This is a genomic window from Mesopusillimonas faecipullorum (assembly GCF_020539505.1).
Classification (GTDB): Bacteria; Pseudomonadota; Gammaproteobacteria; order Burkholderiales; family Burkholderiaceae_B; genus Mesopusillimonas; species Mesopusillimonas faecipullorum.
The window spans coordinates 12891-29371 of the sequence record NZ_JACDXW010000013.1; the positions used below are offsets into that span (position 1 = coordinate 12891).

General features: G+C 59.0%; 16 protein-coding genes and 3 pseudogenes. 10 read left to right on the forward strand and 9 right to left on the reverse strand.

The window, feature by feature from the left end; translation table 11 throughout:
• The first annotated feature begins 227 nt into the window (after positions 1-227).
• Entirely contained in the window at positions 228-581 is a 354-nt protein-coding gene (locus H0484_RS14700; protein ID WP_034372897.1) for a hypothetical protein, read from the forward strand.
• Between the two features lie 482 nt (positions 582-1063).
• Positions 1064-1252: a hypothetical protein gene (locus H0484_RS14705; RefSeq protein ID WP_034372900.1), complete on the forward strand. Its 189-nt coding sequence runs from the start codon at positions 1064-1066 to the stop codon at positions 1250-1252.
• Between the two features lie 475 nt (positions 1253-1727).
• On the opposite strand, the pseudogene H0484_RS14710 reads toward H0484_RS14705, so the two are convergent.
• The 8 genes and pseudogenes from H0484_RS14710 to H0484_RS14745 form a co-directional block, all read right to left on the reverse strand.
• Positions 1728-1985, reverse strand: a pseudogene (locus H0484_RS14710) (Tn3 family transposase); the annotation flags it as partial.
• A 271-nt stretch (positions 1986-2256) separates the two neighbouring features.
• Positions 2257-3318: an IS110 family transposase gene (locus H0484_RS14715; protein WP_226955426.1), complete on the reverse strand. Its 1062-nt coding sequence runs from the start codon at positions 3316-3318 to the stop codon at positions 2257-2259.
• 78 nt (positions 3319-3396) lie between these two features.
• Positions 3397-3666 (reverse strand): annotated as a pseudogene (locus H0484_RS14720) (Tn3 family transposase); the annotation flags it as partial.
• Positions 3667-4244: 578 nt separating this feature from the next.
• Positions 4245-4466, reverse strand: a complete 222-nt coding sequence (locus tag H0484_RS14725) for a hypothetical protein (RefSeq protein ID WP_226955408.1) — start codon at positions 4464-4466, stop codon at positions 4245-4247.
• Positions 4467-4473: 7 nt separating this feature from the next.
• Complete coding sequence (locus H0484_RS14730; protein WP_226955409.1) at positions 4474-5202, reverse strand: OfxX fusion product; 729 nt, start codon at positions 5200-5202, stop codon at positions 4474-4476.
• Positions 5199-5837 (reverse strand): DUF6753 family protein, encoded by a 639-nt coding sequence (locus H0484_RS14735; RefSeq protein WP_226955410.1) that lies wholly within the window; start codon positions 5835-5837, stop codon positions 5199-5201. The genes H0484_RS14730 and H0484_RS14735 overlap by 4 nt, the downstream gene beginning before the upstream one ends.
• On the reverse strand, positions 5834-6556 hold the full coding sequence (locus tag H0484_RS14740; protein ID WP_226955411.1) for a nucleotide-binding protein: 723 nt from the start codon (positions 6554-6556) through the stop codon (positions 5834-5836). The genes H0484_RS14735 and H0484_RS14740 overlap by 4 nt, the downstream gene beginning before the upstream one ends.
• 5 nt (positions 6557-6561) lie before the next feature.
• Positions 6562-6966 (reverse strand): hypothetical protein, encoded by a 405-nt coding sequence (locus H0484_RS14745; RefSeq protein ID WP_226955413.1) that lies wholly within the window; start codon positions 6964-6966, stop codon positions 6562-6564.
• Between the two features lie 327 nt (positions 6967-7293).
• On the opposite strand from H0484_RS14745, the gene H0484_RS14750 reads away from it, so the two are divergent.
• The 6 genes from H0484_RS14750 to H0484_RS14775 all read left to right on the forward strand — a co-directional run bounded on the left by H0484_RS14750 (position 7294) and on the right by H0484_RS14775 (position 12401).
• On the forward strand, positions 7294-7605 hold the full coding sequence (locus H0484_RS14750) for a plasmid mobilization protein (protein ID WP_226955414.1): 312 nt from the start codon (positions 7294-7296) through the stop codon (positions 7603-7605).
• Complete coding sequence (gene traI / locus H0484_RS14755) at positions 7595-10270, forward strand: TraI/MobA(P) family conjugative relaxase (protein ID WP_226955416.1); 2676 nt, start codon at positions 7595-7597, stop codon at positions 10268-10270. The genes H0484_RS14750 and traI overlap by 11 nt, the downstream gene beginning before the upstream one ends.
• Before the next feature lie 79 nt (positions 10271-10349).
• A complete protein-coding gene (locus H0484_RS14760; RefSeq protein WP_226955418.1) occupies positions 10350-10994 on the forward strand; it encodes a DNA-binding protein in 645 nt (214 codons plus the stop codon).
• A gap of 55 nt (positions 10995-11049) precedes the next feature.
• Positions 11050-11274 (forward strand): type II toxin-antitoxin system RelB family antitoxin, encoded by a 225-nt coding sequence (gene relB, locus H0484_RS14765; protein ID WP_226955420.1) that lies wholly within the window; start codon positions 11050-11052, stop codon positions 11272-11274.
• Positions 11258-11533, forward strand: a complete 276-nt coding sequence (locus H0484_RS14770) for a type II toxin-antitoxin system RelE family toxin (RefSeq protein ID WP_226955422.1) — start codon at positions 11258-11260, stop codon at positions 11531-11533. The genes relB and H0484_RS14770 overlap by 17 nt, the downstream gene beginning before the upstream one ends.
• Before the next feature lie 73 nt (positions 11534-11606).
• Entirely contained in the window at positions 11607-12401 is a 795-nt protein-coding gene (locus H0484_RS14775; protein ID WP_226955424.1) for a replication protein RepA, read from the forward strand.
• A 32-nt stretch (positions 12402-12433) separates the two neighbouring features.
• On the opposite strand, the gene H0484_RS14780 is transcribed toward H0484_RS14775, so the two are convergent.
• Positions 12434-12997: a recombinase family protein gene (locus H0484_RS14780; RefSeq protein ID WP_034376683.1), complete on the reverse strand. Its 564-nt coding sequence runs from the start codon at positions 12995-12997 to the stop codon at positions 12434-12436.
• Positions 12998-13422: 425 nt separating this feature from the next.
• Between H0484_RS14780 and H0484_RS14785 the strand changes: the two genes are divergently transcribed.
• Positions 13423-14994 carry an ATP-binding cassette domain-containing protein gene (locus tag H0484_RS14785; protein ID WP_039026336.1) on the forward strand — a complete coding sequence of 524 codons (1572 nt, stop codon included), beginning with the start codon at positions 13423-13425 and terminating at the stop codon, positions 14992-14994.
• 92 nt (positions 14995-15086) lie between these two features.
• Positions 15087-16481, forward strand: a pseudogene (locus tag H0484_RS14790) (Tn3 family transposase); the annotation flags it as partial.

Sequence of the window (16481 nt, forward strand, 5' to 3'; positions counted from 1 at the left end):
GCTGGTTTTGGTTTTGAGTAGCCCCAGCGTTTTTCAAACGCGAGTAGCCGCAAGTGGGTTGTGGGTAAGTCCGCAGGACTTATCCATCATCCCGCGCGCAGGGCGAAGCCCGGAGGGTGTTTCGCCGCGCGTCAGCGCGGCCCCCCTGTCACTTTTCGGCGCGGCCCCCCTGTCACTTTTCGGCGTGGCGGCCGTGTCGGTTGAATGGAGTTCGGAGGATGTAGCGTATGGCTCGACGGTCTTTTGACGATGAAACGCTCGCATGGGTGCGAGAGATGCCGCTGTCGCAGGTGCTCGACAAGCTGCGCGATGATGGTCAGTTGTTCTGGCGTCGCGATCCTGACTTCGTGCCGGAGAAGGACAAGCGGACGGTGCGGCTGTTTTTGTCGTCGCCCTCGGGCTTTGCTTGGGAAGTTCTGGTGACGGGCCTCAAGTGGTTTGACGTGCGCGCAGGGAAGGGTGGAGGTGGCGGCATCGACCTCGTGATGCACCTGTTGGGCATCGACTTCGTGAAGGCCGTCAAGCTGCTTTCGTCCGGTGCCGGTGTGGCTGGCCAGCGTCGTCCAGTTCGGCCGCAGTGAAATTCGGGCGGCTCGCTGCTGCGCATCGACCGGGCTCTCGTGCTTCGCATCGAGCCTCGTGCCGAGTCTCGACCCCTGCGGGCTTCGATCTTCCCTCCCTGTCGGTCGGCCTGCCGCTTTCGCCGTCCCGGCGACCGAAACCCCTTCGGTTTCGGCTTCCCGCGTGGGGTCTTGCCCCACACGTCGCGGGGGAATGTGGGCGGGCTTTGCCCTTGACATCCCCCTCTGACGTGAGGCTCTGGTCGTTCCAGCCGCATCAAGGGTGCGCTGCGCCGTGATCCTCACCCGTTCGGTGCTCGGGCTGCGCCCTGTGCTCCGCGTGCGGCTTCCGGTCACGCCCTTGACCCGGCTTCCACTTGAAAACCGTATGTATATAGGTAGGTATATATATACATAAATCGAGCGAATCAAGCGGCTTGTGTGGCGCTGGGGAAGTCGTGACGCAAGGATGGTGGCTTGTTCATCACCGGAGATCGACTCCCATGCAAACTACCAAAACCACCCCGTACCACTGCGCCGAGCTGCGGCGCTCTGTGCCCGTGCTCCAGCGGATCGAATGGGTGAGCGGGATCGGCCAAGACGATGCCGAGCCGGTTGTGCTCGCCGAGGCCTGTGCGCTGGCCAGCCGCTGCCCGAGGGTCGCGCACTGCCCGCTGACGGCCGACGAGTAGGGCGGCTCGATGGCCGCCCCGGAAGCCCCAGCTTGCGGGCTGGGGCGGGGTCACGGTCAGTCCTTGAGCAAGACGATGTGGTGTGTGATGCCTGTGGCGATCAGCACAGCGTGCTCGTTGTTGCGGAACGGGTAGCCGTTGTGTGCGATGACGATGATGCGCATGAAATTCACCTCCTTTCTGGGCAAGTTGCCTCACACCTATTTATGCGGCGGCGCTGAAAAGGGGGTCGATTCAGAAAACGGAATTTAAAGCACGCTAAGGAATGCTCGATCCAGCAACGGCGCGGCTTTGCGTGTGGCGTCTGCCGCTGGAAGCGGCGTTTCGGCTGTTCTCGAAACTCGGCAGTCTCGGCGGCTCGATTCGAGAGCGGTTTTCGAGAACGGGACGGACAAGGCCAGCACTGGCGCGGCCCGCATTCTCACGGTGGCTTCTTGAAAATGGGATCGTCTCAGAAAACGGAAAATAAAGCACGTTAAGCCGGTGGCAGTGGTCGCAACGGTCTGAACTTGCCTGCGCCGACCTTGGTGCTGCTGCGCCAGAGGTAATCGCCGGTCAGATTGATGTGTTCCCACCCCAGCGGTGACAGGTATTGAAACAGCGTCTCGTCTACCGGTTTGCCGTGCCCGTTCAAAGCATTGGTTGCCCGTTCCAGATAGGCCGTGTTCCAAAGCACGATGGCCGCCGTTACCAGATTGAGGCCGCTGGCCCGGTAGCGTTGTTGCTCTACAGAGACTTCCCATAAAAGCAAGCACTGATGGGTTTTCTTTTTGATAGACCTGACTGCCGTAGTGTTTAAGGTGCGTAAAACGAGGAACAGACTGCACATCTACAGACGGGGTTATGCACTTGTTGTGCGCCCCAAGAAACAAACCGCGCAGCAGGGCTCCATTCAAATCTCGTGACGTCGTGCGACTCACAATGCAACAACCGAGCTTGCCTGCTGCTGGTCTGACCTGTCTATTGCATCTTTGATTTCACGTCTGGCAAGTTCAAGGCAATGGTTAAACGATGGCGTTGGCTGGCTTTGTGCTGATGTGACTGGCTTCGTAGCTGCGTTGATGTGTCATCAACGCCCAGAGGATGCGAGCGTTTTTATTAGCGAGGGCCACGACAGCCTTTTGCCATCCACTGCGCTGTCTCAAGGCGATAGCCCATTGGGAGATGGGGTCAAGGTTGTATTTGCCTGTGAGTACGACGGCTTTGGCACCCTGTATCAGCAATGAGCGAAGGTAGCTGTCTCCACGCTTGGTGATAGATCCCAGACTGGATTTACCTCCACTGGAGTTTTGCCTGGGCGTTAACCCCAGCCAAGCAGCGAACTGTGAGCCATTCTTAAATTGTTTGAAGTCGCCGACGGTGGCCACAACGGCTGATGCACTCAGTGCCCCAAGACCTTTGATGCCTGCAGCACGTTGAACTTGCTCGTCATCTTTGTAATGGGCGTTGATACGCTGCTCACACCAATGAATGTGGCCATCGAGCTCCTGCCAGTGCATCAATGCCTGGTGGAGCACAAGACGAGCTGTGCCAGCGATTTCGTTGCTGGCATCTTCCAAGATGTCATGCAAATGCGAACGTAAAACTCTGGGGCTTTGCGGCAAGACAATTCCGAACTCAGCGAGTAGGCCACGGATACGATTGATACATGCCGTACGCTCTTCTTTGAAGCCTTCACGCAGTCGATGCACGCACAGCATGCCCTGTTGGTCGATCGTTTTAACGGACACAAAGCGCATCTTTGGGCGGCTAGCAGCTTCACAGATGGCTGCTGCATCATTGGCATCGTTCTTGCCGCCTTTGCCTTGCATGCGATATGGAGTTACCAAGGCCGCAGCGATCATCCGGGCATCGAACCCCATGCCTTGCAATTGTCTGCACCAGTGGTGAGCGCCACCGCAAGCCTCCATGGCTACCAAGCATCCCGTGGGCAACTGAGCACACCATGCTAAGAATTTGCTGCGTTGAATAGCTCGGTTGGTAATGACCTTGCCTTGGGCGTCCACCGCATGTACTTGAAGCACATTCTTTGCGATATCCACACCGACACGGACGATGGTTTGCATGGCACAGCTCCTGGTGAATGACGAACAAACTTCACTTGCTTTGTACCTTGGCACTGCCCTGTGAGCAGCACCCCAGAAAGCGGGAAGTCTTTCGTATTCAAAACTGCGGTCGCGGATTTCGCCCAGTCGGTTGAAGAACACCGCCCTGGCCAGCGCGTTGCGCGCCTCGCCTTTGTTGAGTCCGGCCTGCACGCGGCGGCGCAGCTCCACGCTTTGCAGCCAATCCAGTATGAACAGCGTGCGCTCAATGCGCCCCAGCTCGCGCAGTGCAACGGCCAGTCCGTTCTGACGCGGATAGCTGCCGAGCTTGCGCAACATCAGCGAGGCCGTCACCGTAGCGTGCTTTATTTTCCGTTTTCTGAGGCGACCCCATGTACCCCGATGCCAAGGTGCAGCCGGTTGAGCATGGCTTGGAGCTGCGGCCAAGCAAGCCCCACATCCCCAAGCTGCCCAAGCGCTAGCCGTTCAGGCTGCCCGACCCAGCCCGCCGAAAGCGGGCTTTTTTACGCATTAACGGTGACGCCGCCTGTGCAAACACCCTGTGGATAGAGCAAGTTGTTCACGCATTAACGCTCCCACTTCGCCCCCCTGTTTTACGCATTAACGCTCCCACTTTTGGCCATTTTTACGCATTAACGCTCCCACTCGCAAAAAAAAACCCTCGTAAATCATTGTCACCATTGGATTTTTTCGACAAAAAAAAGTCCCTCCTGTAGTTCTTTTCCTGTATTAATAAACCTATAGTTGTAGTTGGTGTGCCACTTTTTGGGGATAAGTCGGCAAGGCCAGCAGCAGACAAAAAAAGACCCCCTCTAGCGCTTCGCGCTGGGGGGTGGCAAGGAAGCCCCCGGAGCAGGTTTCAGCAACAGTGCAGATGCGTAGGCCGTAGGGCGCAAGCGCCAGACACACCCCGCGCCCGCCCGCCTTCAATCGTTCAGAGGCACGACAGACACGGACAGCCGGTAGCGCGTGGCTTCCCCGGTGGGCAGGGCAGCAGCCAGCTTGGCGAGCGTTTCAGCGGGGTTGTCGGTGTTGGTGGTGGCGCACAGCGATTCGGAACCGTCGCAAAACGCGCCAGAACGCGTTACAGGCGTTTTTTCGATGATGGGAATGGGGTTGCTTAGGGTTGGCTCTAAAAACGTCGTCACGGGCGTTTTATGGCTCGTTTGACGTATCCAGCACGTCCACCATGCGATTCATGGCGTTTGCCCATACATCGCTGGCCCAAAATGGTTTCAGCTCGCCGCCGCTAAGCGTCAGCATGGGATTGAGCACTCGACGAGGTGCTTTCCATGTATCAACGGATAACAAAAGCCCATCCTCGTAGAGAGAAAAAATAGGGCAGGGTGTTGGAATGCCTTTTTTCTTACCCTGCGTTCCAACGGGCTTGAGCTCATCCCAGGCAGCTTGCACCGCTTCATTCAACGCGCTGATGAAATGCTCGGCATCGCGTTCTAGGAGTGCCGCAGTAGTGGTGTTGAGCCATTCAAACTGGCTTGTCGCCTCGGCCTCTTTCGCCCTACGGGCTTCGCGTTCCTGGGCATGCTTTGCCATTGCTTGCTGGTATTCGGCATTTGCTTTCGCCTCTGCTTCTTCCTTTATCTTTCGTGCTTCCTCTTTGGCTTTTTGCCGGCGTTCTTCGCCTTCTGCCGAAAGTGCTGGGCGCACCAGCTCCCCAGATTTAGCCGAAAGACTGAGCCAGAGAGGTTCACCGCGATGGTCTGCTAAGTCGAACGGTAGCCCGTCGGCATCGTAGGCCGTTAGGTAGAGATTTGCGCCGTAGATTTTGCATCCTGGTCTCGCATCTTCAAATTTTTCTGTTGCTGCTTGTAGTGCTTCGGCTAGACGTTCTACGGTAATTTCACCTTTAATTTTCACTCTCATGGCAGCCTCCAGCCGTAGATTTTCCCGTCCTTGGCTGTTTGGACGAAGCAAGCACCGTTTTCACGCTTCCAGCCTTGGCCGTTGCATGTTGCTAGATCGCTCAGGCTGCCGGTTTGCGCGAGGCGGTACGCTAGCTTGCCCTCGGGCGTGTTCGCCCATGCCGCCGCTGCCTTCTCGTCTTTGGCCTCGTTGTAGCCGGTTCCATAGCCGAGCGCGTAGCCGGAGCTGCTGCCTGTGCTGTGCATGTACCAGCCGAAGCCGCCGAGGCACAGGAATGCAACCGCGATGCAACCCGCTGCCCATTTCCACATGCTTTTCGTTGCCGTGTTGCTGGCGACTTTTACGGCGACTTCTGACACGGTTTTAGCCAATGCTTCCTTGGCTTGTTCCATGCTGGCCGTTGCTTGCGCGTTGGCTGCTTCCTTGAAGCTGGTTAGCGTGTTGGCTGCTGTGTCGGTTATGCGCTTTGGGATGGTTCCGTAGAGCGTTTCATAGTGGTCAAGTGCCACCAGCACAGAAAGCATTGCATCCCCCGGTGTTGTCTCAAGTGCCGTTGTCAGCCGCTCAAATTTCAATACATCTTCTGCGGTGGCTTCGCGTCCATTGAGGCGTTTAAAAACCTCTTGGAATCTCATAGGCCAGCTTCTTTTAGTGTGGCGTGCATGGCGCGGCGCATACGTTCACCCTCTACGCGGTTTCCAAGTGGAGTTTGCGTTGCAATCTCGTGCCACGTCATGCGGTCGATACGCATGTGTTCCTCTAGTCGGCTGGCGATTTTTGGCAAGTCGATTGTTTGCACATTGTCTGATTCATTGATGCCTGCAACGGTCTTGCTGTTGTCGAAGAACTCGAAGTTTGTTCCCTTCCGGTAGTTCTTCACGATGATGATTTTGTCAGCGTCTTTGATAGCATCCCATGCACCATGAAGCGCGTTCACTGGCGTTCTGTCGGTGGAATCAACAAGCCACACAAACACTGATTCAATGCCCACTTGCTTGCAGGCTTCGGTGATGATGCTACCGGCAGAAATAAGCAATGTTGAATCACCGGCAGGCGCGTCCACAATGGTTGTTTCAGCTTGTCCACTGTCTGCAATGTTCAATGTTTCTATCAAGCCACTTGCATCAATTTGGCCGCTTGAATCCTCAGCGCGTACCTTTGCACGTAGCGTGCTTACGTTCGCTTCCTTGTCGTCTTTATAGGCCGCGCTTGAGTCTGCATTCACCGGGTCAGCGTCAATCAGCAACACCTTGCCTTGTTGCGCCATGTAGTCCACAAGTGCCAGCGTGAAGGTTGATTTACCAATGCCGCCTTTGCCGCCGGTGACGTAGATATATTTCTTGTTCGTTGCCATGTTCATTACTCCACGTCGTCAAGTTGTGTTACTGGTTTATTGCGTGTCAGATTCGCCTGCGGTTTCTGTTCATTGGCGGCGCGGGCGGGGGTGTGTCTGGCTGGGCTTGTCCCAGCCTTTGTCTTTGTTTTACGGCTGCTAGCTTTACCGCCGATTAGCTGTGTGATGGTCTTAGGGATGATGCCGAACACGTCGCTGCTTAGTGCGTCGGCTATCTGTTTTGGCGTGTAGCCTTTCTTCACCAGTTCCTGAATTTCAGCCTTTGCAGCTTCTAGGACTGCTGTCTTGCTTCCCTTGCCTGATTGCTGTCCCGGTTGTTGCGTTTGTTCCAGCTTTTTAAGGCTGTCGCGTACCTTGTTGCTGTACGTTTCAATATCAAAAAGTCGTTGTTTTGTTGTCGGTTCATTCATGTGCAGGTTACTTGCTTTTAAGTGGTTTATTGCCTGTCGATTGACGGCACTTGACTTTAGCAGTTTGGTTCGTTCTTGAAAAGCACTAGAGAAGGGCATACACTCGCGAAGAATCACAGTTCGCAAACGAGAGTACAGGATGCGGATTGTCATACACATAGCTAAAGCTATGTTCCTGCCAATCCCCGCCTGCCCATTCGGCGCTTCGCTTCTCACGGTCTGGCTATCCTGCAAGGGGGAACCCCTTGACCCCGGCCAGTGCGGCGCTTTCGCTTCTTACTGTCCCAGACACACCCCCCGCTCCCGCCCCGGCGTGAAGGAGACACGATGCCATTTCAAAAAATCGGAGCCGAGCGCCTAGACGCCGTTGTAAACGTGCGACTGACGGCCAGCGAGAAAGCCCGCTTAAAAGAGGATGCCGACCTTGCCGGTTTGGGCGTGTCGGAGCTGGTACGCCGCCGCTACTTTGGGCGGCCAGTGGTGGCAAACGCTGATGCCGTCATGCTCAAGGAGTTACGCCGCGTGGCTGGATTGCTCAAGCACATCCACAACGACAGCGGGGGCGTTTACAGCCGGGAGACTGCGCAAGCATTGGTAGCGCTCAAGGACTACTTCAAGAAGCTGCGCCATGATCGTTAAGAAGGTTCCGAACCCGAAGAAAAGCGCAGGCAAGGCAACACGCATCGGCAACCTTGCCGACTACATTCGGGAACCCGGCCAGGACAACCCCGGCGAGAAATGCCTATACGCTGGGGCGCGTGGTTTCATCATGGACGACCCCGACAGCCAGACGGCAGAAATGATTGCACTCTCACAGGAAGCTGTGAGAAGCAAGGACACCATCAATCACTACGTCCTGAGCTGGCGAGAAGGCGAGCAGCCCAGCCCGGAGCAGGTGGAAGAAGCGGTAAGCATCTTCATGGATGAACTCGGGTGGAAAGACCATCAAGCCATCTACGGATTGCACAAAGATACCGACAACATCCATTTGCATATTGCCATCAACCGCGTGCATCCCGACACGCTCAAAATCGTTGAGAAGAACCGAGGCTTTGACATTGAACTAGGGCACCGTGCTATTGCCATGATTGAGCACGCTCAAGGCTGGCAGCGTGAGCAGAACGGGCGCTATCAGGTGCTGGAGAACGGCGAGCTTGCCAGAGCGCAGCACGACCCGAACAAGCCCCGCGAGCCAAGCCAGAAAAAGAAAGACATGGAGAGCCGCACCGGCGAAAAGTCAGCGCAGCGTGTAGCCATTGAGAACGGCGCGGAGATCATCAAGCGGGCGCAGACGTGGGAGCAGTTGCACTGCGAGTTAGCCGCCGAGGGGATGCGCTACGAAAAGACCGGCAGCGGGGCGACCGTGTTTGTTGGTGACGTGCCGGTAAAGGCCAGCGACGTAGACCGCAATGCAAGCCTTAGCAAGATGCAAAAGCGCCTCGGCGCATACGAGCCAGCACCGCAGCGGCAGCAGGTAGTGAAGCGCGAACCTGAGCCGATCAAACCAGACGTGCCGGGATGGAAGGATTACATCACCGGGCGCAAGGCGCACTACGCCGACAAGACCGCGCACAAGCTGGAGCAGGACAAGCGCCAAGAGCTGGAGCGCAAAGCCTTGCAGGAGAAGCAGAAGGCGCAACGCGCCGAAATCATGCGCGGCAGTTGGAAAGGGCGGGGCGAGGTGCTGAACGCCATGCGCAGCGTGGTAGCCGCCGAGCAGGCGGCAGAGAAAGCAGCCCTCAAGGAACGGCACCAAAAGGAGCGCGAGCAGCACCGCGAGCGGTTCCGGCCTTACCCCGACCTGGAGCAGTGGCAGCGGATGCAGAACCGGCCAGACCTGGCCGAGCAGTGGCGGCACCGTGCCAGCGAGCCGCAGCGCATCGAGGGCGACCGCAGCGAGCCGCCAACACCGCGAGACATTCGGGCGTTTGCGCCGGAGATCGTCGGCCAGCAGGTGCAGTACAGCCGCCGCGACGAAGGCGGGGAAGGGCGGGGTGTGTCTTTCGTGGACAAGGGAAAGAGCATCGAAATCAACGACTGGCGCAACCGGGATAGCACGCTTGCCGCCTTGCAGTTGTCGGCGCAGAAGTGGGGCAGCTTCACCGTAACCGGCAACGATGAATACAAGGCTATGTGCGTCAAGTTGGCCGCAGAACACGGCTTCAAGATCAACAACCCAGAGCTTCAAGAAAGCATCCAGCAGGAGCGCCAGCGGATGCGGCAGGAGAGGGCGCAAGCCATGAAATCGGAACAACTCAAGCAGTTCGAGCAGTACGCCGCAGCGGTAGGCGCAGAGCGCTACCGAGTGACCAGCATCAAGATGCACGCGGACGGAAGGAAACAAACCTTCATCGTGGACAAGAAAGATGGGGTAACGCGAGGCTTCACGCCGCAGGAGATCGAGCAGCGCACGCCGGAGATGCAGCGCTTGCAGCGGCGCGGGGAAAACCTCTATTACACGCCGCTATCGGACAAGAAGCACCACATCCTGATCGACGACATGAACCGGGAGAAACTGGAGCGGCTTATCCGCGACGGCTACCAGCCCGCCGCCGTGCTGGAATCCAGCCCCGGCAACTATCAGGCCATCGTAACCGTGCCCAAGCTGGGCACGCCCCACGATAGGGACGTGGGCAACCGCCTAAGCGATGCCCTGAACCGCGAATACGGCGACCCCAAGCTATCGGGAGCCATCCACCCACACCGCGCCCCCGGCTACGAGAACCGCAAGCCCAAGCACCAGCGCGAGGACGGCAGCTATCCCGCCGTGCGCCTGCTCAAGGCCGAGCGGCGCGAGTGCGTCAAGACGCTGGCCTTGTCCAGTCAGATCAACGCCGACTATGAACGCCAAGCAGCAGCGAAGGCGCAGCAGCAGACGCTATCCAAGGCCAAGCCCGCCTTGGAGCTGGCAGCGGCCAGCGGCAGCGCTGTAGATGCCTACCAGCGGCATTACCGCGACGTGCTCAAGCGCCAGGGCGGCGCAGGCGTGGACTTGTCCCGTGTGGATTCCATGATTGCCGTGCGGATGCGCGTCACCGGCCACAGCCAGGCCGAGATTGAAGGCGCTATTGGGCAGTGCGCACCGGCGATCAGGCAGAAGGACGAAGGCCGCGACTGGAGCGACTACGCGCAGCGCACCGCCCGCTATGCCTACAGCGCAGCAGGCGAGCGCCAAGCCGCCGAGCTGGGCAAGTACCGCCAGCAGTGGGAGAAGCTGGAAGGCCGGGAGCCGCAGCGACCGCAGGAGTTGGCCAAGCCGACCAGGCAGCGCGAGCGCGACAGCGGGCCATCGTTGGGGCGTTAAAAAAAGATGGTTGTATGCTTGTAATATGTAGTATGTTGTAGTAAAATACAATCTACAACATACTACAGGAGTTTACAGCATGGCCATTACCACCGCAGACATTCACGCCGCCGCCGACCGCATCGCCGAGAGCGGCCAACAGCCCACACTTGCCGCCGTGCGCAGCGCCCTAGGTGGCGGCAGCTTCACGACCATCAGCGAAGCCATGAAGGCATGGAAGGCCACGCAGCAGGCCGCAGCAGTGCCAATGCGTGAAGCCGCACCGGCAGCCGTGACCGAGCGCATGGGCGAGCTTGCCGCCGAGGTTTGGGGCGTGGCTATCGGTATGGCGAACGACCGCCTAGCCAGTGAGCGCGAAGCCTTGGAAGTGGCACGCCAGGAGATGGAGCAGGCGCAGGCCGAAGCCGTGGAGCTGGCCGACCAGGTAGCCGCCGACCTCGATGCAGCACGGGCGCAGATCGAAAGCCAGGCCGCAGCACTCAAGCAGGCCGAAGCGCAGACCGCTCAGCTTGCAGCAGCGCAGGAAGCGGCGCACACGGCACAGGCGGCGCTTGCCGAAGCGCAGAAGCGGGCAGACGGCCTAGCCGCCTTGCTGGAGCAGGAGCGGGCGGCGACCAAAGAGGCACAGGCCAAGGCAGAAAAGGCACTCACCGACGCCGCCAAACTGGCGGGCAAGCTGGAGGCTTTGCAGCCTGCAAAGGCAGCGGGAAAGAAGCAGGCTTGAGCAGATCGAGCGGTAATGCTATATTTGTATAGCACACACAAAAGGAGCACAAACCATGCTTGCAATTCGACTCCCCGGCGAGATTGAAACCCGCCTTGAAGCCTTGGCACAGGCCACAGGCCGCACCAAAACCTTCTATGCCCGCGAGGCCATCCTTGAGCACTTGGACGACCTGGAAGATTTGTACCTGGCAGAGCAACGCCTGATCGACATTCGCGCAGGCCGTAGCCAAACCGTGCCACTCGAAGAAGTGATGAAACGCTATGGCATGGAGAGTTGAACTCGACCAAGCTGCCGAGCGTGAACTCGACAAGATCGACCCGCAAGCGGCGCGGCGCATCCTCTCGTTTCTGTTTGACCGCGTTGCAAAGTTGGACGACCCGCGCAGCATTGGTGAAGCCTTAAAAGGTTCCACGTTGGGCGCGTTTTGGAAGTACCGCGTAGGAGACTATCGGATCATTTCCGACATCGAGGACGGCGCTTTGCGCGTCTTGGTGGTGCGTATCGGCAACCGGCGCGAGGTGTACCGGAGGCGGTAGCATGAAGGCGGCGCTACAGGGTGCGGAAACACCCGGCAGCGCCTAACCAAAACCGAAGATAGGAGCTTCAGAAATGGCCGAAAACAAGGATACCAAGAGCTACAAGCGAATCATGCAGCTTGTAGAAAATTCAATGGCCATCGAGGCCGAAGCGGCCAAGGAAGCCGGGGCCGTTGGCTACATGGCGCGGGCTTTGGTGCAGGCCACCATGCCGCACAGCAAGCCGACAGAGACAAGCTTTGTCAGAGAAAACGGCGCGTTTTCAATGGCAATCATGGCGCATCCCAAGGTGGGCTTGCCCTATGGATCTGTTCCCCGGCTGCTGGTGGCCTATCTTACGACCGAAGCCGTGAGAACCAAGAGCCGAGAAATCGAGCTGGGCGACTCCCTCAGCGCTTTCATGGCCGAGCTGGGGGAAGTCCCCACGGGCGGGCGGCGGGGCAGCATCACGCGAGTGAAGGAGCAGACCCGCCGCCTGTTTGCCTCAAACATCGCCTGCACCTACACGGCAGACGACATGGATGCAGGCGTAAACCTAGCCGTGGCCGACAGCTATGAACTGTGGTGGAACCCCAAGAATCCAGAGCAAGGAACGGTGTTCAGCAGCTTTGTGAAGCTGGGTGAACGCTTCTTCGAGGAAGTCACACAGAACCCCGTGCCGGTGGATTTGCGGGCGTTGCAGGCGCTTAAGAAGTCCCCGATGGCCTTGGATACCTATTGCTGGCTGACCTACCGCATGAGCTACCTCAGCAAGCCGACCGTCATCCCGTGGGCTGCCTTGCAGATGCAGTTCGGGGCAGAGTTTGGCCGGATTCAGGACTTCAAAAAAGGGTTCTTAAAGCATCTCAAGGCCGTTCTGTTGATGTAGGGGTCGTCTCAGAAAACGGAAAATAAAGCACGTTAAGCTCCAATTTCGCGCAGGTACTGGTACAACGTTTCGCGGCTGATGCCAAATTCACGGGCCAGCTTTGCCTTTTGCTCGCCGGCCTTGACGCGTTGCAGAAGTTCAGCGGCGCGTTCGGGCGAAAGCGCTTTTTTGCGGCCCCTGTAAGCTCCGCGCTGTTTGGCGAGCGCAATACCTTCTTTCTGTCGCTCACGGATCAACGCCCGCTCGAATTCGGCGAACGCACCCATAACCGACAACATCAAGTTCGCCATCGGTGAGTCCTCGCCAGTGAAGGTCAGGCATTCCTTGACGAACTCGATGCGCACACCGCGCCTGGTCAGCTTTTGCACAAGGCGGCGCAGGTCATCGAGGTTGCGGGCCAAGCGATCCATGCTGTGCACCACTACCGTATCGCCTTCGCGCACGAAGGCCAGCAGTGAGTCAAGCTCGGGGCGCTGGGTGTCCTTGCCCGACGCCTTGTCGGTGAACACCTTTCCGACTTCGACCTGCTCCAGTTGCCGCACCGGGTTTTGGTCGAAGCTGCTGACCCGGACGTAGCCGATACGTTGACCTTGCAAGATGCCCCCAAACAGAAAAGTGTCAGGAATAAATCTATGACCTTGCGCAGCTTGTGTCAATAAATTAAGCGATGGAGTCTATCCGGACGTTTCTGGGTAGGCTGTCCTGACGTCAGGTTAGGGCATAGCCCAGACTGACACTTGACTTATTGATACAACATGCAAGTGAGTGATACCGGAACATTTGGCATTTTTTACTATCTGAAGTATGATTTTACTTTCATCAGTAAAGAGTATTTCGCCGATGCGCATTTAACCTGTCCGCACCCCACTTTTGATTCTTCTCCCGCCAGGGAGAGCGGGTGCGTCTCACCGTGACAGGTTGATGCTGATTCCTCTGCTGTTTTCCCACTAGTGGACACGTGTCCCTGTCATTTGGTTTAGCTCTTGGCCTGCGGCTTCCGCATTGGCCTACAGGAGTTCAGATGACCCATATCGCATGTCATATCAACACTTTGCAGCTGCCCTTCGTCGCCTGTACTGTGCCCCTTACCTTCACTTTGCCCGCTGCGGGCTGCACCCTGATCGGCCGTAACGGCATCGGCAAGAGCCTGCTGCTGGAACTGCTGGCGGGCCAGCGCCGCGCGGATTCTGGCAAGATCGAGTGGTTGACCCCCATCAGCTGGTTGTCCCAGTTTGCACCGGCTCAAGATCATGACTGCGCAGCCAGTGTGGCCGACCTTATCGGCTGGGGCGAGCCGCTACGGGCCCTTGAGCGCATCGAGCAGGGGAGCTGCGCCCAGGACGATTTCGAGTTGCTGGCTGATCGCTGGAACCTGCGCAGCGATCTTGCCGACCTGCTGGCAGAAGCAGGCCTCAGACTCGATCCCCATGTCCCGGTCAGCACCCTGAGCGGTGGCCAGCTCACCCGTTTGCGCCTGCTGGCGCTGTTTGCGAGGCCTGCTCACTTTCTGTTGCTTGATGAGCCAGACAACCACCTCGATGCCTCTGGCATCGACTGGCTAAGCCAGCAACTGGCCAGACATCGCGGAGGTTACCTGCTGGTGAGCCACGACCGGCGCCTGCTCAATCAAACCAGTCATATTCTGGAGCTGAGCGAGCAGGGGTTGCAGAGTGCCCGCCTCTCGTTTGACGAGTTTCTGGCACAGCAGGCCGAGGTACAGGCTGCCCGCAGCACCAGTTTGGCGCAAGCGGTGCGAAGCGAAAAGGCGGCGGCGCGCAGCTTGCAAAAAGTGCGTGAACAGGCGGCCAGACGAGCCAGTCAGGGGCGGCGTGAGCGCGGCTCCCAAGCCAAAATCCTGCTTGATTTCAAGGCGGAACAGGCAGGCAAATCCCTTGGCAGAGTGCTGGACCGCCACGAGCGGGGCCACAGTGCGCAAGTGGAGGCCCGCACCGAGGCAGCAGCCGCGCTGGCGGCGGTGCAGCCGCTCATCATGCAGTGGCCGGAGGAGATCGAGCGCAAGGGGGCTGCCCAGCCGCTGGTGATTACGGCTGCGTCTCACGTGCGCTGGCATGGCCAGCGGGTTGATCTGGTGCTGCAACGGGGTGAGCGCTGTTTGCTCGGCGGTCGCAATGGCTGCGGCAAATCGAGTCTGCTGCAGATGTTGCGTGGGGTGCTGGAGCCCGAGACGGGCAGCTTTCGCATCAATGGCAAGATGGCTTGCCTCGATCAGGGGCTCAGCCTGATTGCGCGGGATCTCAGCCCGCTTGCCAACCTGTTGACAGTGGCTCCGACACTGGCCGAGAGTGATGCGAGAACACGGCTGGCGGGCATAGCCCTGCGCGGCGATCGTGCTCTGACGCCTTGTCATGGTCTGAGTGGGGGGGAGAGGTTAAAACTGGGTCTGCTGATGGTACTGGCGCAACTGCCCGACCTGCTGCTGCTCGATGAACCGGACAACCATCTGGATCACCCCTCGCGTCAGTTGCTCACTCAGGTCCTGGCGGACTACCCAGGCACTCTGCTATTGGTTTCTCACGATCCCGACTTCGTTGCAGGGGTTGGGGTTGGTAAAGAATTAAATCTTTCAGAGTGACCGCAAGATGATTGACCTAGATGCCCTTGTGGCAGGGGGTTAGAGGAGTTGACGGAAATTTCGGCGGTTCCGGCTTACAACCCCAAATCCGTGTGCGTTTCGGCTTCCGCGAAGCGACGGTGGCCGATGCCGAGATGCTGACGGAGTGGCTGCGTGATCATGTTGCCGGAGAAGTTGGCGGTGACATTGAGCCGATGATCGAGCGGCTGGAAGCGCGCTGCCGCGAACTCGCCATCGAGCCGCCAACGCCCGAGCGGATGGAGCGGCTTGCGCGCAGCGCGTTGCGTGCCCACGAAGACCGTTTCCACAAAAGCGTCTTTGAACGCTTGCCGCCCCCGACCCGCGAGCGTCTGGATGCCTTGCTGCGCCCAGAGAAGACCGACAGCGAGGAAAGCGCTACTGATGCTCAAGGGGAAGCCGCCGGCAGCGCCCCGGCCGTTCTGCTGAAGCTGCGCGGCAGTCCTGGCCGTCCCGGCCTTGCCAGCATGCGGGACGAACTGGAGAAGCTGGAACTGATCCGTGGCATCGAGCTGCCCGCCGATCTCTTCGATCAAGCGTCATCGCGCGACCTGGAACGCTGCCGGCAGCGCGTATCGGTCGAGGTTCCCCGCGACCTGCGCCGACATCCCGATGGAGCGCGCCTCACCTGGCTGGCCGCATTCGTCTACCTGCGCGCCCGCAGCCTGACCGACGACCTGGTGGACTTGCTGATCGAGACCATCCACCAGATCGGCGCGCGTGCCGAACGCAAGGTCGAACGCGAACTGCTGGAGGACCTCAAGCGCGTGTCCGGAAAGCAGAACCTGCTGTTCAATCTGGCCGACGCCACCTTGGCCCAGCCGGACGGCGTGGTGCGCGACGTGGTGTTTCCAGTGGTCGGCGAGCAGACGCTGCGCGATCTGGTCAAGGAGTGGAAGGCCACCGGCCCAACCTACCGCATCACCCTGCGCACTGTGATCCGCAATTCCTACCAGGGCCACTACCGGCGCATGGTACCGACCTTGCTGGCCGCGCTGGAATTCCGCTCCAACAACGACCGCCACCGCCCGGTGATGGACGCGCTCGACCTGGTGAAGCGCTTTGCCGACACCAAGGTGCATACCTTCCCGGCCGACATGGAGGTGCCGCTCGATGGCGTGGTACGTGGCCTGTGGCGAGAAGCCGTCATGGAGAGGGACGCCGCCGGCCGGGATCGGGTCAACCGCGTCACCTATGAAATCGCCGTGCTGGAAGCCCTGCGCGAGCGGCTGCGCTGCAAGGAAATCTGGGTGGTCGGCGCGAACCGCTACCGCAACCCCGACGACGATCTGCCGGCTGACTTCGAGCAAAACCGCGAGGACTACTACCGGGCGCTGAACCTGCCTCTCGATGTGGAGCGCTTCATCGCCGACTTGCAGGCCGAAATGCGCGCGGCGCTGTCCACCTTCGACGCTGGCTTGAAGAAGAACCCATCCGTCCGGCTGAGCAGCAAGGGCGGTGGCTGGATC